Genomic DNA, 17,551 nt, shown 5'->3' with positions numbered 1-17,551 from the left:
CACGCAGCTTCACCTGGAAGTCGGTACGGCCGATGTACTCGAGTTCACCGTCGGTACGCCTGCGGACGAGGTCGCCCGTCCGGTACATCCGCTCGCCGCGGGCCATCGGGTCCGCCACGAAACGGTCTGCGCTCAGATCCGGCCGTCCCACATACCCCCGCGCCAGCTGGACACCGGTGAGGTACAGCTCGCCGGAGACGTTCGGGGGCACCGGCCGCAGACGCGCGTCGAGAACGTGTACGCCCGTGTTCGCCACCGGACGTCCGATGGGGACCACGTTCACGTCGTCGGCGGTGTACTGGTGATAGGTGACGTCGACTGCTGCCTCGGTCGGTCCGTAGAGGTTGTGCAGCCCGGCGTCGGTGAGCTTGGCGAACCGCGCCGCAGTGGCCGGCGGCAGCGCTTCACCGCTGGCGAAGACCCGCGTGAGGCCCGCCAGCGAGGCACTGTCGGCCTCGGCGAGGAACGCCGAGAGCATCGACGGCACGAAATGCAGGGTGCTGACGCCACATTCGACGATCAACCGCCGCAAATAGTCGGGGTCGCGGTGACCATCGGGAATGGCGATGACAAGTGTGGCGCCGACCTGCAAGGGCCAGAAGAACTCCCACACCGACACGTCGAACGTCGCAGGCGTCTTCTGCATCACCACGTCGTCGGCCGTCAGGGAGTACTCGGCCTGCATCCACAGCAGCCGGTTGACGATCGAGCGATGGCTGACCGCCACCCCCTTGGGACGTCCGGTGGATCCCGAGGTGTAGATGACGTAGGCGGTGTTGTCGCCTCGAAGCGGCGCGGTTCGTTCCTCGTCGGTGATGGGTCCGGTGGCGTAGCCATCGAGTTCGAGGGCATCGATCACCAGGATGTCGGGATCAGCCGCTGTCCCCTCCGGGATCTCGAACCCGGTTTCGGAGGTGGTGAGCACCATCTTCGGGTTGCTGCTGTCGAGCACGTAGGCGATCCGGTCGACGGGGTTCGCCAGGTCGATCGGCACGTACGACGCGCCGGCCTCGATGACGGCGTACATCCCGATCAAGAGCTCGAACGAACGCGGCATCGCCAGGGCGACATGCACTTCCGGTCCCACCCCGGCCGCGATCAGATGGCGCGCGAGCGCACTGACCCGTCCAGAGAACTCCGCGTAGCTCAGCGTCGCGTCCCCGAACACCAGCGCGCGGGCGTCGGGGGTGCGCTCCACCTGCGCTTCGAACAACCGCGCCAGCGTGGGCTCGCCCTGATCCGCGGCAGAGCCCGACTCGGCGATCACCGAGGCGAGCATCCCCGCGAACTGCTCGGCGAAACCTTCTGCTGCCGCGCCTTCGAGCAGCCCCGGAAGCAGCGTGGACAAAGCGACCGTCACGGCGGCTTCGGGCCCCACGCCCACGGCCGCCAGCGTTGCGACCAATTCGGTCGACTTCGCATGCAGTGCTCCGTAGGTCACGTCGGTCCCGTTGTGCGACAACGCGATGCCATCGGGATTGATGCGCGCGGCGGTGGCGAGCAGCTCGGCCAGTGACTTGCCCTTCAGGTCGGACAGTGCCGAACCGAACCCTGCCGCCTCGTCTGCCGACGTCGATCCACCCATTGCCGAACGCTCGGCTTCGGTCAGGATCTCGATGTCGCCGACGGGGACCTCGGGGTCGTCGGTGATGGCGGTCAGCACCGCCAGGAAGCGCTCGGCCATCGTCTGCACGGTCGACTCGTCGAAGATGTCGACGGCGTAGTCGAGGATCGCATCGATCCCGCGGCCTCGGCCGTCGGCGCCGAAGTTCTCCGACACCGTCAGGCCCAGATCGGATTTGACGTACCGGATCGGTGAGTCGAGCCCACTCACCTCGAGACCCGGCAGGGTCACCGTCGGCACCTCGATGTTCTGCATGGTGAGCATCGCCTGGACCAGCGGCGCGTACTTCCGCGAACGGGTGGGGGCCACGGCCTCGACAACCTGCTCGAACGGCAGGTCGGCGTTGTTGAACGCGGCGAGGTCGGCCGACTTGGCCGCCGCGAGGGTGGACACGAAAGACGAAGACATGTCGACGGTGCTGCGCAACACCAGCGTATTGACGAACATGCCGACCAGTCCGTCGACCGCCGAAGCGTTCCGGCCGGCCGTCGGCGTGCCGACGGCGACGTCGTCCGAGCCGCTCAACCGGGCGAGCAAGATCGAGTACGCGGCGTGCACCACCATGAACATGGTGGTGTCGTTCTCGCGAGCCAGGGCCTGCAGCTGTGCCTGGAGCTCGGCGGGGATGGTGAACGTGACCTCGCCACCGGCAACCGACCGCTTGTCGGTGCGCGGCCGGTCGGTCGGCAGGTCGAGCAGCTCGGGCATTCCCGCGAGGTGCTCACGCCAGAACGAGATCTGCCGTGACGCAAGCGAATCCGGGTCGTCCTCAGACCCCATCACGCCGCGTTGCCAGATCGCGTAGTCGGCGTACTGCACACTCAGCGGCCGGAAGGCAGGAGCCGCACCGGCAACCCGCGCCGTGTACGCGGTCATCAGGTCGGTGGCGAGCGGGACCAGGGACGACCCGTCTGCTGCGATGTGGTGGATGACCAGCAGCACCACATGGTCGTCGGGGGCGATCTCGAGCAACATCGCCCGCAGCGGCGGCGCGGCGGTGACGTCGAATCCCTCGGTGGCGAGTTCGACGCACATCTGGAGCAGTTCGTCCTCGGAACCCACCGTGCGGGTGATCAGCTGCGGCACAGCCTCCGAGACGGGAAGGATCTTCTGATATGGGCCCTGCACCGAGTCGGGGTAGACCGTACGCAGGATCTCCTGGCGCTCGATCACGTCCATCAGAGCTGCGGTCAGAGAGCTCTCGTCGAGAGAGCCCCGCAGCCGCAGGCCGAGCGGGATGTTGTAGTCGGCCGCATCGGGGTTGAGCCGGTTGACGAACCACATCCGTTGCTGCGCAAGCGACAGCGGGATCCGGTCCGGCCGCTTCTGCGGGGTGAGCGGTCGGATCGGCATGCCGTCGAGATCGGGCGAGGCACCGATCGCTTCGGCGAGATCCGCCACCACCGGCGAATCGAACAGGATCCGTACGCCCAGACGCACACCCAGGATCTCGTTGATCCTGGCGATGGCACGGGTGGCGGCCAGCGAATTGCCGCCGAGTTCGAAGAAGGAGTCGTCGGCGCCGACGGTGTCCACCCCGAGGACGTCTGCGAACGCAGCCGCCACAGCGTGCTCCATCGGAGTCGATGGTTCACGGTGTTCGCCTGTGGCGCCGCGGAACTCGGGTGCAGGAAGGGCACGTTTGTCAAGTTTTCCGACCGGCGTCAGCGGGACCTCGTCGAGGATCACGATCGACGACGGCACCATGAACTTCGGCAGGAATCCCCCGGCGTAGTCGGCCAGGTCCCGGGCATCGATGGTGCTGCCCGGGGTCGGTTTGACGTATGCCCCCAGAGCCGTGTCGCCACTCGGTCCGTCCACACCGATCGTCACGGCGAAGTCCACTGCCGGATGTCCGGCCAGTACCGCGTCGATCTCGCCCAGTTCGATCCGGAAGCCGCGGACCTTGACCTGCTGATCGGATCGTCCCATGTAGGCGATCTCGAAGACGGTCCGGCCGTCGGGCTTGGCCACCTCGACCCAGCGCACCACGTCGCCGGTGCGGTACATCCGGACGCCCTCGCCGGCATAGGGATTGGCCACGAACCGATGCGAGGTGAGGTCGGGTCGACCGCGGTAGGCACGAGAGACACCCGGTCCACTGATGTACAGCTCCCCCGGCACGCCGGCGGGGACAGGACGTAGGCGGCCGTCGAGGACGAGCGCTTCGACACCGGCGACGGGGCCGCCGATGGTGACCGGTTCGCCCGGCACCATCGGATCGCTGATGTTCGTCATGATCGTGGTCTCGGTCGGACCGTAACCGTTGTAGAGGCGACGCCCGGGAGCCCAACGGTCCACCAGGTCGCTCGGGACCGCTTCGCCGCCTGCGACCACGTCGGAGAAGTGCGGCAGCTCGGCCGGATCCACCGACGCCAGCGCGGACGGAGTGATGAAGGCGTGTGTCACGAGGTTGTCGGCGAGCAGCTCTCGCAGTTCCTCGCCGCCGTAGACACCGGCAGGCACGATCACCATGGTGGCGCCCGCCCCGGCCGCCAGCAGCAACTCGAGGATCGATGCGTCGAAGCTCGGCGAGGCGAAATGCAGTGTGCGCGAGTTGCTGTCGGTGTTGTAACGACGATGCTGCTCGGCATTGAACGCGGCGAGCCCACCGTGGGTCACCTCGACGCCCTTGGGCTTTCCGGTGGTGCCCGAGGTGTAGATGATGTACGCGCAATTGGCCGTGAGGACCGGGGCGCGGCGCTCGTCGGCGCCGATGCGGCCGGCCGGATGGCGGTGCAGGGCCGGGTCGTCGATGTCGAGCCAGGCAATGGTCTGCGGCAATCTGACGGCATCGACCCGCCTGGTGAGGCCGATCGTCGCGCCCGAATCGGTCAGCATGTGCTCGACGCGATCGGCCGGGTAATTCGGGTCGACGGGAACGAAGGTGGCACCCGAACGAGCCACCGCCCAGACCGCGAGCACCGATTCGATGCTGCGGGTGATGCCCAGCGCAACCACGTCTTCGGGGCCGAGACCACGCGAGATCAACTCGCGGGCAAGCCGATTGGAGCGATCGTCGAGGTCGCGGTAGGTCATGCTCTGCCCGCCGCACACGAGTGCGACACCGTCGGGGTTCATGTCCACGGCGGCATCGAGCAGCTCGCCGAGTGTGGCCGGCGGCACCGGATCGACGCCTCGGACCGGTACCAGATCGGCCATCGCCTGGTCGTCGAGCAACGGGATCTCGCCCAGTACCGCACCTGGATCGGCGACCATTCCCTCCAGCACCCGGACGAGACGTTCGGTCAGCGACGCGGCCGTGGAACCGTCGAAAATGTCGGTGGCGTAGCCGAGGAAGCCCGCCATGCCTGCAGGTTTCCCGGCGTCGTCCCACTGCTCGGTGAACTCGAAGGCGAGGTCGAACTTGCTGAACTCGGTGTCCACCGCACCGGGGGTCACCGTGAGGCCTTCCACGTCGAGGATCGGCCGCGCATTGTTGTTCAGCCCGAAGATGACCTGGATGAGCGGGGTATGGGCCGTCGACCGGTGCGGGGTGAGCGCGTCGACGATCTGCTCGAAGGGCACATCGCTGTGGACGAAGGCGTCGAGATCCCGTGTGCGCACCTCGGTCAGGAAATCGGCGACGGTCCGGTCCAGCGGTACCTGCGTCCGCAAGACGAGTGTGTTGACGAACATGCCGACCAGCGCGTCGAGCTCAGGGGCTCCGCGTCCGCCGATCGGAGTGCCCAGGGCGACGTCGTTGTCTGCTCCGGAACGGGCGAGCATCACCGCCAAGGCGGCGTGGATGACCATGAAGTTCGAGAGGCCGTGGGCACCGGCGAGCGCCACGACGCGCTTGTGGAGGCCCGGCGGCACGAAGAACAGGTGGCTGGCCCCGACACCGCTGCGCGTGTTGGCACGCGGGCGGTCGGTGGGCAGCCCGATGACCTCGGGCAGTCCGGCGAGGTTCTCCCGCCAGAAATCGAGCTGGGTCGTCGCCAGGCTGCCCGGCGCGGCACCGCTGCCGAAGTTCTGTTGCTGCCAGATCGCGAAGTCGGCGTACTGCACCTCCAACGGAGCCCAACCGGGCGCGCGACCTTCACGGCGAGCCTGGTAGGCGGTCAACAGGTCGGTGGCCAGAGGCCGCATCGACAGACCGTCCGAGGCGATGTGGTGCACGACGATCACCAGCAGGTGCTCCTCGGCTGCGCCCGGCTTCGGCGACTCCGGTTCGATCCGCCAGAGAGCCGCCCGGAACGGCACGGTCTTGGTGACGTCGAAACCGATACGGGCGAACGCCTGCAGTCGCTCCCACACCTCGCCCTGCGGAATCGAATCGAGACGCAACGGCGGCAGCGCGTCCATGATCGGGATGATGCGCTGTTCCGGTCCCTCGGGGCTCTCGGGATAGATCGTCCGGATGACCTGCTGCCGTTCGACGAGATCGACGAGGGCAGCGCCCATCGCCTCCACATCGAGATCTCCGGTGAGCAACAACGTCATCGGGATGTTGTAGGCGCCCGACTCCTGGTCGTAGCGGTTGATGAACCAGAGCCGTTGCTGCGCCAAGGACAACGGAATACGTTCGGGCGTGGGGCCTTCGGGCTTCACGAATCGGGCCGGGGCTCGGCCGGTCGCGACCACACCGTCGGTGCGGCGCTGTTCGATCAACTCTGCGAGCTCGGCGGGACTCTGCTTCTCGAAGACGTCGCGCAGGCCGACGGCTGTGCCGAGGGCATCGGACAGTCGGGTGGCGAGACGCGCTGCGCTCAGCGAGTTGCCGCCCTGCTCGAAGAAGGACGCCGTTGCGCTGATCCGTTCGGCGCCGACCGCGTCGGCGAACACCCCGGCGATGATCTCCTCCAGCGGCGTGCGCGGCGCGACGAACGACTCTTCGGGGGTTTGTCCGAACTCGGGTTCGGGCAGAGCCTTTCGGTCCACCTTGCCGTTCGGGTTCAGCGGCAGCGCATCGAGGATCACGATGGCCTCGGGGACCATGTAGTCGGGCAGCACCTTGCCGAGCGCGGCCCTGATCTCGCCGGCATCGAGGTCGGCAGATCCTGCGACGTGGGCCGCGAGCCGGCGGTCGGATGACTCGCCGTGCGCGGAGACCACGGCCTGGCGGATTCCAGGGATCGCTGTCAGTGCGGACTCGATCTCCCCCAGTTCGATACGCAGTCCGCGCACCTTCACCTGGAAGTCGCTGCGGCCGATGAACTGTGCGTCACCGTTCGGTAGCCGGCGGACCAGGTCACCGGTGCGGTACATCCGTACGCCGGGCTTGCCGTAGGGGTCGGCGACGAAACGCGCTGCGGTGGTGTCGAACATGCCGCCGTACCCGCGGGCGGGAGCGATCCCGCCGATGTACAACTCACCGACCACTCCGACCGGGACCGGCCGCAGCCGACCGTCGAGAACCTTGTGGGTCACGTTCGGGATGGATCGTCCCAGTGTGATCGGGCCGATGTCGCGGGCCTCGTCCCCGACATTCGGTGCGTGGTCGGCCATCTCGACGGCCGTCGCCGAGCTGGTGGCTGCCGTCTCGGTCGGTCCGTACGTGGACAGCAGGTGCGTGTCGGTGCCCAGCAAGGTCCGGTAGGCCCGCGGCGACAGCACCTCGCCGCCGGCGGTGACGTTCTCGATGGTGGTGATGACCCGATGCTCGTCGAGCTCCACCAGGAGCTCGAGCGCACTGGGGGCGACGTTGAACAGGTCGATCTTCTCGGACGCGATGATGCCGAGGATCTCCTCGGGATCGAATCCCTCTGTCGCCAGGCGGATGACACCACCGACCCGCAGTGCGAGCCAGATGTTCTTCTGCGTCATGTCGAATCGCGGCGATGACGCGATCAGGACGGTGTCACCGTCCCCGAACGTGACCTGTCCGCGATACCAGTTCCACATGTTGAGCAGTCCGGCCGCGGGGACGAGAGTCGGTTTGGGCCTGCCGGTCGATCCAGACGTGGTGATGACGTAACCCAGTCGACTACCGGCACCGGGTTCGGTCCAGCGGTCCGGCAGCGCTGCGGCATCCAGCCGCCGCAGCCGCTCCTCGGTCGCACTGTCGCCCAATTCGATCAGGACCGCACCGGTAGTCGCGATCCGGGTGCGGAGTTCGTCCGTGATGGCGTTCTGACTGGCGACCACCACCGTGGCGCCGGTGTCCTCGATGACCGAGCCGGCCCGTTCAGCAGGCGCACCCGGGTCCAGAGGTAGGTATGCCGCGCCCGCCTTCCAGGCGGCGAGCATTCCCAGCACCCAGTTCGCCGACCGTGGGGTGAGCAGGCCCACCACGTCGTCGGGGCCGATGCCTCGTGACATCAGTTCGCGGGCAAGGCGATTGGCACTCTGGTCGAGTTCGAGACGGGTGTATGACGCCTCAGGGCTACGCACGGCGAGTGCGCCCGGATGTTCGCGAACACGCTCGTCCCACTCGGTCAGCGGCGTGGCGACCAGACCCTGCTCCGGCCCGGCTGCGCTGTCTGCCGCGGGTGCCATGGTCGTGCGGTAACGCTCGAGCGAGCGGCCGCCCACCAACCGCGCGGCGTCGGCGATGACGGTGTCCAAGACGGTGGCAAAGCCTTCGGGCGCCAGCATGATCGTCGGAACCAGCCCACTGAGCACCACCGAGGCGATGGCATCGGAATCCATACCCCGCTCGGTCAGCGGACCCGACAGCTGCGAGAAGCGTTCGTTGAAGTCCCGGTAGGTGATCCGTGTGCCGTCGTGATCCACGGCGACCGCATCGGGGTCGATGTCGACAGCCGCAGCGAGGAGTGCCGCAAGGTCGCGGGCCGTGTACTTCGTCGGCTCGGGCTCCACAGCGGGTTCGGCGTCCAGCCGCTCGGCGTCGGTGAGGATGTCCACATCGCCGACCACGGCCGCGGGATCCTCTGCGACGGCGCGAGCGAGGATCACCAGGCGTTCTGCGATGGTCGAAACGGTGTCGTGATCGAAGACGTCACTCGCGTAGGTGATCCGGCCCGTCAGGGTGCGTTCACCGGTTTCACCGACGGTCTTGTCGTCGAGGGTGAAGGTCAGATCGAACTTCGCACCCGTGGCCATGTCGGAGACGACACCGACGCTGAGGCCGGGCAGATCCACCCTCGCTGTCTCGTTGTTCTCGAATGAGAGCAGCACCTGGAACAACGGCGAATGCGAGCTCTGTCGCCTGGGCACGAGGGCACCGACAACGTTCTCGAACGGGATGTCGTCGTTGGCGAACGCATCCAGATCGGCGGCGCGAACCCGCGACAAGAGGTCGCCGAAGCGGTCGCCGGCGTCAACCCGGGTGCGCAGGACAACCGTGTTGACGAACATTCCCACAAGCGGTTCGAGGTCGGCGTGGTCGCGGCCCCCGACAGGGGTACCGACCGTGATGTCGTCTGAATTGGACAGTCGGGCAAGCAGTGTGGCGACGAGCGAGTGCACCACCATGAACAGCGATGCCTGGTTGCGTTGGGCCAGTTCGTTGAGGGATCCCACGATGTCCGCAGGGATCTCCAATGGCACGGCGCCACCCTGCATCTCCCGGCGCATCGGGCGCGGACGGTCCAGCGGGAGTTCGATGACCTCTGGAACACCGGCCAGCGTCGACCGCCAGAACTCGAGCTGCTTGCCTGCCGTTGTCGCCGGGTCGTCAGGCGAACCGAGTACACCGCGTTGCCATGCGGCGAAGTCGGTGTACTGCAACGGCAGCGCCTCGAAGTGCGGATCGGATCCCGAGCTGCGGGCTGCGTAGGCGATGACCAGGTCACGGGCCAGTGGCGCCATCGACGCGCCGTCGGCAACGATGTGGTGGACGATCACGATGAGCAGGTGGTCGTCGCCGGACCGGAGCAACCGGGCGCGCACTGGCGGCTCGGCCGTGACGTCGAAGCCGTTGCCCGCGAACTCGGTTGCGGCAGCGAACATCGCGCCGGTGTCGGCCACGTCGACGGGCTCGAGATCGACTGCCACTTCTGACAGTGGCAGCACTCGCTGGTACGGACCGTCCGGCGTATCCGGGAAGATCGTCCGCAGCGACTGCTGGCGTTCGAGTACATCACCCATCGCGGCACGCAGCGCGCCGATGTCCAACGCGCCCTTCAGCGTGAGGGGCAGCACGATGTTGTACGCGGGCGAGCCTGCGTCCATGCGGTTGAGCAACCACATGGCCTGCTGCGACAGCGACAGTGGCGGCCGTTCGCCGGCGATCCCCGGCATCAGCGCCGGCGTTGCGTCCTTGCCCGCAGTGCCGGGGTCGGTCTGGTCGAGTCGTGCGGCCAGCGACTCGACGGTCGGGTTCTCGAAGATCTCGCGCACCGCAACACGCCGACCGACGAGGCTGCTGATGCGGGCGACCGCCTTGGTGGCGACGAGTGAGTTGCCACCGAGATCGAAGAAGGAGTCACCGACACCGATCGAGGGCAACCCGAGGACCTCGGCGAAGATGTCCACCAGAGCCCGCTCGGTGTCCGTGGACGGCTCGGCACCGCCGCCGATCAACGCCTCGAGGTCGGCTTCCGGCAGGGCGGCACGATCGAGCTTTCCCGAACGCGTCAACGGGATCTCGTCTAGGAAAACGATCGCGCTCGGCACCATGTGTGACGGCAGCCGCTGTCCAACGAACTCGCGGATCTCCCGGGCGTCCAACGGTTGTGAGGCAAGCACGTGTGAGACCAGCGCGGTCACACCGGAGGGCAGTGCGGCGCCCGAAGTCGCCGCGAAGTCGATCCCCGGATGCGCAGCGAGTGCCGCGTCGACTTCACCCAGCTCGATGCGGAAGCCACGAACCTTCACCTGGAAATCGCTGCGGCCGATGTACTCGACCTCGAGTCGGCCATCACGCCGAACCCACCGGACGACGTCGCCGGTGCGGTACATCCGCGCACCCGGCTCGCCGTGGGGATTGGCGATGAACCGGTCAGCGGACAGCGACGGCCTGCGGTGATACCCGCGCGCCATTGCCGGGCCACTGAGGTAGAGCTCGCCGTCGACTCCGACGGGAACCGGTTGCAAGCGGTTGTCGAGGATCAGCGACGTCAGGCCGCGGACCGGCGAACCGATGGTGATGCGTTCACCCGGCTGCATGGGTCCGGCTATGTCCGCGAAACATGTTGTCTCGGTGGGGCCGTAGCCGTTGAACATGCGGCGGCCTGGTGCCCAGCGATCGACCAGCTCAGGCGGGCACGCCTCGCCGCCGACGACAACCGATTCGAATGCGTCGAGTCCGGCCGGATCCACCGAGGCCAGTGCGGCCGGAGTGATGAAGCCGTGGGTGACCCCGTACCGGGCCAGGAAGTCGTGCAGTTCGTCGCCGCCGTATACCTCGGTCGGCGCGATCACCATGGTCGAGCCGTTGGCGAGCGCGAGCAGCACCTCCAGCACCGAGGCGTCGAAGCTCGGCGATGCGAAGTGCAGTGTGCGCGAGTGCTCGGTCAGGACAAAACGATCCGCCTGTTCGTGCAGCAGGTTCGAGAGACCACCGTGGGTGACGGTCACACCCTTGGGCACTCCCGTGGTTCCCGAGGTGTAGATCATGTACGCCGTGTTGGCCACGCGGATCGGTGCGACGCGTTCGCCGTCGCTCAACACGGCGGTCGACTGTTCAGCGACCACCGCGATGGCCTCGTCCGAATCGAGCTCCAGCCACTCGACGGTGTCGGGACGTTCTGTACGCCACGCCGAGGTGGACAGGCCGTAGACCGCCGCGGAGTCACGCAGCATGTGCTCGATGCGTTCGGCCGGGTAGCGCATGTCCACCGGCAGGTAACCCGCCCCGGTCTTGGCGACCGCCCACAGCCCAACCATGAAGTCGATCGAGCGGCCCATGCCCAGAGCGACGATCTGTTCCGGCCCGATCCCTCGGGAGATCAGAAGACGCGCAAGGGCATTCGATCGCTCGTCCAGCTCGCGGTAGGTGATCGACCCGGCCGGAGAGACCGCGGCGTCGCGTTCACCCGCCGCTGCCACCGCCGCGTCGAGGAGCTCCGGCAACGTCGCGAGGCCGGTGGTTCCCACACCGCTCTGACCCAGTAGTTCGGCACGCTGGTCGGCATCGAGGATGTCGACATCGCCGACACGCACACCGGTGTCGGCAGCAACCTGTTCGAGCACCCGGACCATCATGTCCAGGATCGCTTCGGCCTGCTCGCGCTCGACGATGCCCGGGAGGTACTTCGCCGACAGTCGCAGGCCCGGATCGGACATGGCGATCAGGGTCAGCGGGTAGTGCGTGGCGTCGAGGACATCTGCGTGGTCGACCCGCATCCCGTCGATGTCCGCTGCCGCGGTCAGCGCAGTCCGGTCGAGCGGGTAGGACTCGTAGACCATCATGGTGTCGAACAACGAATCGACATCTGTCTCGCCCAGGATCTCGGCGAGGCCGACCGTGTGATGGTCGAGCAATTCAGCCTGTTCCTGCGCAACACGTTTGATCAGCCTGCCGAGGTCGGCGGCAGCTTCGAGCTGGATCCGGACGGGCAAGGTGTTGATGAACAGGCCGAGCATCGATTCGATGCCGGCCACCTGCGGAGGCCGTCCCGACACCGTGGTCCCGAAGACGATGTCGTCGCGGCCGGTCAGACGGGCGAGTACCAGCGCCCAGGCGGTCTGGAGGACGTTGTTGACGGTCACCCCGGACTCACGGACGAACTCGGTCAACCTCGTCGACAACGTCTCGTCGAGCACGACATCCACCTGACGCGGCACCTGGCCTGCGCCGTGGGTGTCGGCGCCCGGGAAGAGCAGGGTCGGTTCGTCGATACCGTCGAGAGCGCCTGACCACGCGGCCAGCGACTCCTGAGGCGACTGGGATTGCAGCCACGCCAAGTAATTTCGGTACGGGCGGGGCGAGATGAGGGTCTGCGCACTGCCGCCGGCCTGATAGATGGCCAACAGATCGGTCATGAAGATCGGCATCGACCAGCCGTCGAGCAGGATGTGATGCAGCGTCACCACGAACCGGTGGACCGAATCGCCCTGCCGGATGAGCGTGAAGCGGATAAGCGGTGGCCGGTCCATCGCGAACGGCATGATGCGCTCGGCGTGGGTGAGCTCCGTCAGCCGGGCCTCACGGTCGGCCGGGTCCAGTCCGGTCAGATCGTGGTCGGTCCAGGGCGTCGGCGCTTCCGACGGGATGACCGCCACCGCGGCGCCCTCGGAGTCCGTCATGAACGCACTGCGCAGGTTCGGGTGTCGCGCGATCAACGACTCGGCGCTGCGCCGCATGCGTTCGGGATCCACCCCGGACAGATCCAGGACCATCTGTGCCGCATAGACATCCACATCACCTGCGGCCAATTCGGCGTGGAACAGCAGCCCGTTTTGCAACGGGGTGAGCGGCCAGATGTCGGCGATGTCGTCGAATCGCCGCTCTATCTCGTCGATCTGACCCTGCCGCACGTTCACCAGCTCGAGGTCCGACGGCGTCAGACCACCCGCCCCTGGCGAGACCGAGTGCAATGCAATGGATTCCAGTGCACGGTGCCACAACTCGATGAGGCGGTCCACCGACTCGTCGTCGAGAACCGACGCGGGGTAGTCGATCGTCGCCGACAGCTGCGGTCCAGACGCCGACTCGGTCACCATGGCGTTGACGTCGAGAGCAGTGCGCACCGGCACGGCCGCACCACGGGTACCGCGGATGGCCTTGTCGCCGTCAGGGACCCAAGGACCAGATCCGTCGGTTCCTGCCAGGCGTCCGAGATAGTTGAATGTGATCGCAGGGTCGGGAGCGTCCGAGAGAACTTCTGCGCCTTGGTCATTGAGGTAGCGGAGCAGACCGTAGCCGACGCCGCGCCGCGGCACGGTGGCGAGCTGCTCCTTCACCGCCTTGACCAGACTGCCTGCGGATTGCCCACCCGCAAGCGCGTCGTCGACGTCGATTCCGTCGGTGGTCAGGAGCACCGGGTACAGAGTGGTGAACCAGCCGACCGTGCGCGACAAGTCGGCGCCGGGCAGCAGCTCTTCCTCTCGGCCGTGACCCTCCAATGCGACGACGAGAGAGGTCGCCGACTCGCCGCGTCCCCGCAGCCAGTGGGTCGCGGCCAACGCGAATGCGGCCAGCAGTCCGTCGTTCACGCCACCGTGGAATGCCTGGGGCACCCGGGTCAGCAACGTGTCCGTCAACTTGGGCGAGAGCACGAGCTCCCGGTGCTTGAGGGTTCGGACCAGATCCCGATCGGGCTTAACCGTCAGACTGGGGTTGTCGATTGCCGACGCCACCGATCGCCAGTGGTCGAGTTCGTCGAGAAGTGCCGGATCGCCCGCCAGCTCCTTCAGACCATGAGCCCACCGGCGCATCGATGTACCCACCGGATCGAGCGCAACCGGCTCCCCCGAGGAGATCTGAGCCCATGCCGTCGCGAGATCGGGTAGCAGGATGCGCCACGAGACGCCGTCGACGGCGAGGTGATGCAGCACGATCAGCAGTCGCCGCTCGGAGCCCGCGCCAGAGGGTGCCTCGACAACCGTGACGGACATGACGCGGCCGGTTTCGGGATCGAGGGCATCGGTCGCGGCGGTTGCCGCCGTCTCCATCGCATCGTCGAACGCCGACGAACCACGCGACGCGGCCACGGTGATCTCGTCGACGGGCACCTCGGACGAGTCTTCCGCCGGTGCGATCACATGGCGTAGTCCGTTGTCGCCGAACGTCAGTCGCGACCGCAGCACATCATGATGCCGCCGGACGCCGGCGAGGGCCTGACGGAGGACATCGACATCGAACGGCTCGGGAGCGGAGACCACAATCGACTGCGAGTACGGCCCGACGGCCGCCGGTTCCTGCGCCATCCAGCTCATGATCGGAGTCAGGGCGACCTCGCCCACCCCACCACCGTCGAGTTCCTCGGCGACCAGGGTCGAGCTCTCTTCCCGGGCGACCTCGGCCAGTTCACCGATCGTTTTGTGCTCGAACACCTCTCGTGATGAGAAGTGCAGACCGATCGCCCGCGCACGCGACACCAACTGGATCGACATGATGCTGTCGCCGCCGAGACCGAAGAACGAGTCGTCGAGTCCGACACGGGGCTGACCGAGCAGGTCGGCGACCAGGTCGGTGATCGCACGTTCCTTGTCGGTGGTCGGCGGACGGAACGTCACGGTCTGAGCACTGAAATCGGGTTCCGGCAGTGCTTTTCGGTCGATCTTACCGCTGGCACCGAGCGGCATCTGCGGGAGTTCGACGATCGCGTCCGGAACCATGTACTCGGGCACCCGGGCGCGCACGGTGTTCATCAATTGAGCGGTGTCGATACCGCTGCCCACCACGTACGCGACCAGACGCTGGCCGTGGGTACTGTGGTGCACCACGACCACGGTCTCGCGGACCGAATCGTCAGCCAGCACAGCGGATTCGATCTCGCCGAGCTCGATCCTGAGGCCACGGACCTTGACCTGGAAGTCGCTACGGCCCACGTACTCCAGCGACCCGTCGGCCGACCAGCGCACGAGATCCCCGGTCCGGTACATGACCGAACCGTCCGGGCCGAACACGCAGGGAACAAAACGTTCGGCGGTCAGGTCCGGACGACCGAGGTACCCGCGGGCGACCTGCGCGCCGGACAGGTACAGCTCACCGACCGCACCGATCACACAGGGCCGCAACCTGCGGTCGAGCACCCATGCCCGGCAGTTCCACACCGCGCGTCCGATCGGCACGGTGTGCACCGACTCGGCGTCGACCGCCGAATACGTCGCGTGCACAGTGAATTCGGTTGGGCCGTACAAGTTCTCGATCTGCACACCGGGCAGGGCCTGGTGCGACTGAGCCGCGAGCTTGGCCGGGAACGCTTCGCCGGCGACCAAGAGCAAACGCAGCGAGCCAGGCTCGATCCGGCCGATCTCACCGAGGAAGAGCTGGAGCATCGAAGGAACGAACGAGGTGGCCGTGACCCCCTCGGACGCGATCACACCGGCCAGGTACTCGGGATCGAGGTGGCCGTCCGGCTCGGCGATGACAAGTCTGGCCCCGACAGTGGGGGCGAACAGCTCCCACACCGACACATCGAAGGTGGTCGGCGTCTTCTGCAAGATGACGTCGTTCGACCCGATCTCGTAATGCCCTGCGAGCCAATCCAACTGGTTGACGACGCTGCGATGGGGTACGGCCACACCCTTGGGCTTGCCGGTCGACCCCGAGGTGAACAGTACGTAGGCCAACGAGGAAGGGCGCAGCGGCGCGATGCGCTCGGCGTCGTCGACCTGGCCGCCGGGCAGTGAATCAAGATCCAACTCATGCAGATCCACCGTGGCGGTCGCGCCGAGGTCGACGACGGCATGATCAGAGTCCGCGATGAAGACGCAGAGTGGTTCGGCGGTCTGCAGAACATCGGAGATACGCGAGCTGGGATGGTCGGGATCGATCGGCACGTAGGCGCCGCCGGCCTTGAGGACGGCGTACAGCGCGGCCAACATCTCGCCGGAGCGCCGGAGCGCAACACCCACGCGGACCTCCGGGCCGACGCCGACGCCGATCAGGTGACGAGCGAGCTTGTTCGTCCACGCATCGAACTCGGCGAAAGTGAAGCGGCGGTCGCCGTCGACCACCGCAATCGCATCAGGTCGCGCGGCGAGTTGCCGGTTCCACATCTCGATGAGGTCGTGCGACGCCACCGGATGTTCCGTGGAGTTCCACTGGACCATCGTGGCGGCGATCTCGGCTGGTGAACCGAGATTGAGCGCACCGACGGGCGTCTCAGGGGCGGCCCGCAACATCTGGGCGAGGAAGTCGGTGAACCTACGGTGGTGCCGCTGCAGGTCCTCGTCGGCGTACGTCTGCGGGTTGGCTTCGAAGTCGACACGCAGATTCGATCCCTGAACCCCGGGATAGAGGTTCATGGACAGGTCTTCGACGGGCCCGGTGGTCAGGACGTGCAGATGACCGACGACGTCGCCGAGCTGCAACACCGGGTGGAACATCATGAGGTTCACCGACGGCCCGAACAGGCCTCGTTGTCCCGTGCCCTGTCCGATGTCGCGCCGCATGTCTTCGTGCCGGTACAACTGCCGCCGGAGAGCTCCCGTCAGCTCGGTCTGGACGGTGCGGACCAGATCGGCGATGGTGGTCGACGGGGTGACGGTCAGACGCATCGGAACGATGTTGGACACCATTCCCCCGGCCCGGCGGAGCTTGGCCGTGTTGCGAGCCGAGACCGGGAGGCTCAGGACCACGTCTTCGCTGTCGGTCATCCGTGCGAGGTAGGCCGCAAACGCCGCGATCACCGCGGGCGCCGAGCTGCCCGACGCATCGCGGGCCGCCTCGTCGAGCAGCGCAGCGGTGTCGTCGGGAAGCGTGGACGAAGCCAGTCGCGAGAACTCACCCGGGACCGCACGTTGCTGCGACAGCGAAAGCGCGGCAGGCAGATCCGCCGTTCGCTCTGCCCAGTACTCGCGGTCCTTGACGAATCGGTCCGATTCCCGGTAACGCCGTTCGTCGGCGATGATCTCGGGCAAGGCCGCACCCTTGGCGGGCGGGATCTCGGCACCCGAAGCAAGGGCTGTGTACACCTCGGCGATGCGCGTCACCATCGCCATCGCGCCGAAGCCGTCGAGAGCGATGTGATGGGTGCGGATGTACCAGTAATAGTGGTCGGGGCTGATGCGCAGCAGGGCGCTGACGGTCAGCCGGTCCCGCAGGAGATCAATCGGGCGGCGGTACTCGTCGCGCATCCACGTCTGCGCCGCGGTCTCGGCATCGGGGGAATCGACCAGGTCGACGAACTCGATGGTGTCATCGATGCTGCCGTCCACACGCTGCAAGGGCAGACCGTCTGTTTCGACGAGGCCGAGGTATCCCGATCCCATCTCGCGGCCGACGAACTGCGACGCCCGGGTGAGGGTATCGATGTCTACCGGGCCGACCAGCTCCACGTACTGGGCGATGTTGATCGCGACCTCGCCCAGACTCTGCTGGGCGAACCAGATCCCACGCTGCGCCGCCGACAGCTCAAAAGGGTCGCCGGGCGCATCTGCTGGTACGTCTGAACGGCCAGCACTCAA

The 17,551-nt window shown here is 67.0% G+C and carries 1 protein-coding gene (cut by a window edge); it reads right to left on the bottom strand.

The genetic code is table 11. The annotated features are described in order from the left end of the window. A protein-coding gene (locus tag CSW57_RS17645) for a non-ribosomal peptide synthase/polyketide synthase (protein WP_223249330.1) crosses the window boundary here: on the bottom strand, positions 1-17,551 show its 5' portion. 16,307 nt of this gene lie to the left of the window's left edge; the window shows 17,551 of its 33,858 coding nt (coding positions 1-17,551); the start codon lies at positions 17,549-17,551; the stop codon falls past the left edge of the window.

Source organism: Williamsia muralis (assembly GCF_002735905.1).
GTDB lineage: Bacteria > Actinomycetota > Actinomycetes > Mycobacteriales > Mycobacteriaceae > Williamsia > Williamsia muralis_A.
Note: the sequence above shows the minus strand (reverse complement) of the source record. Positions and strands in the feature narration are given on the sequence as shown.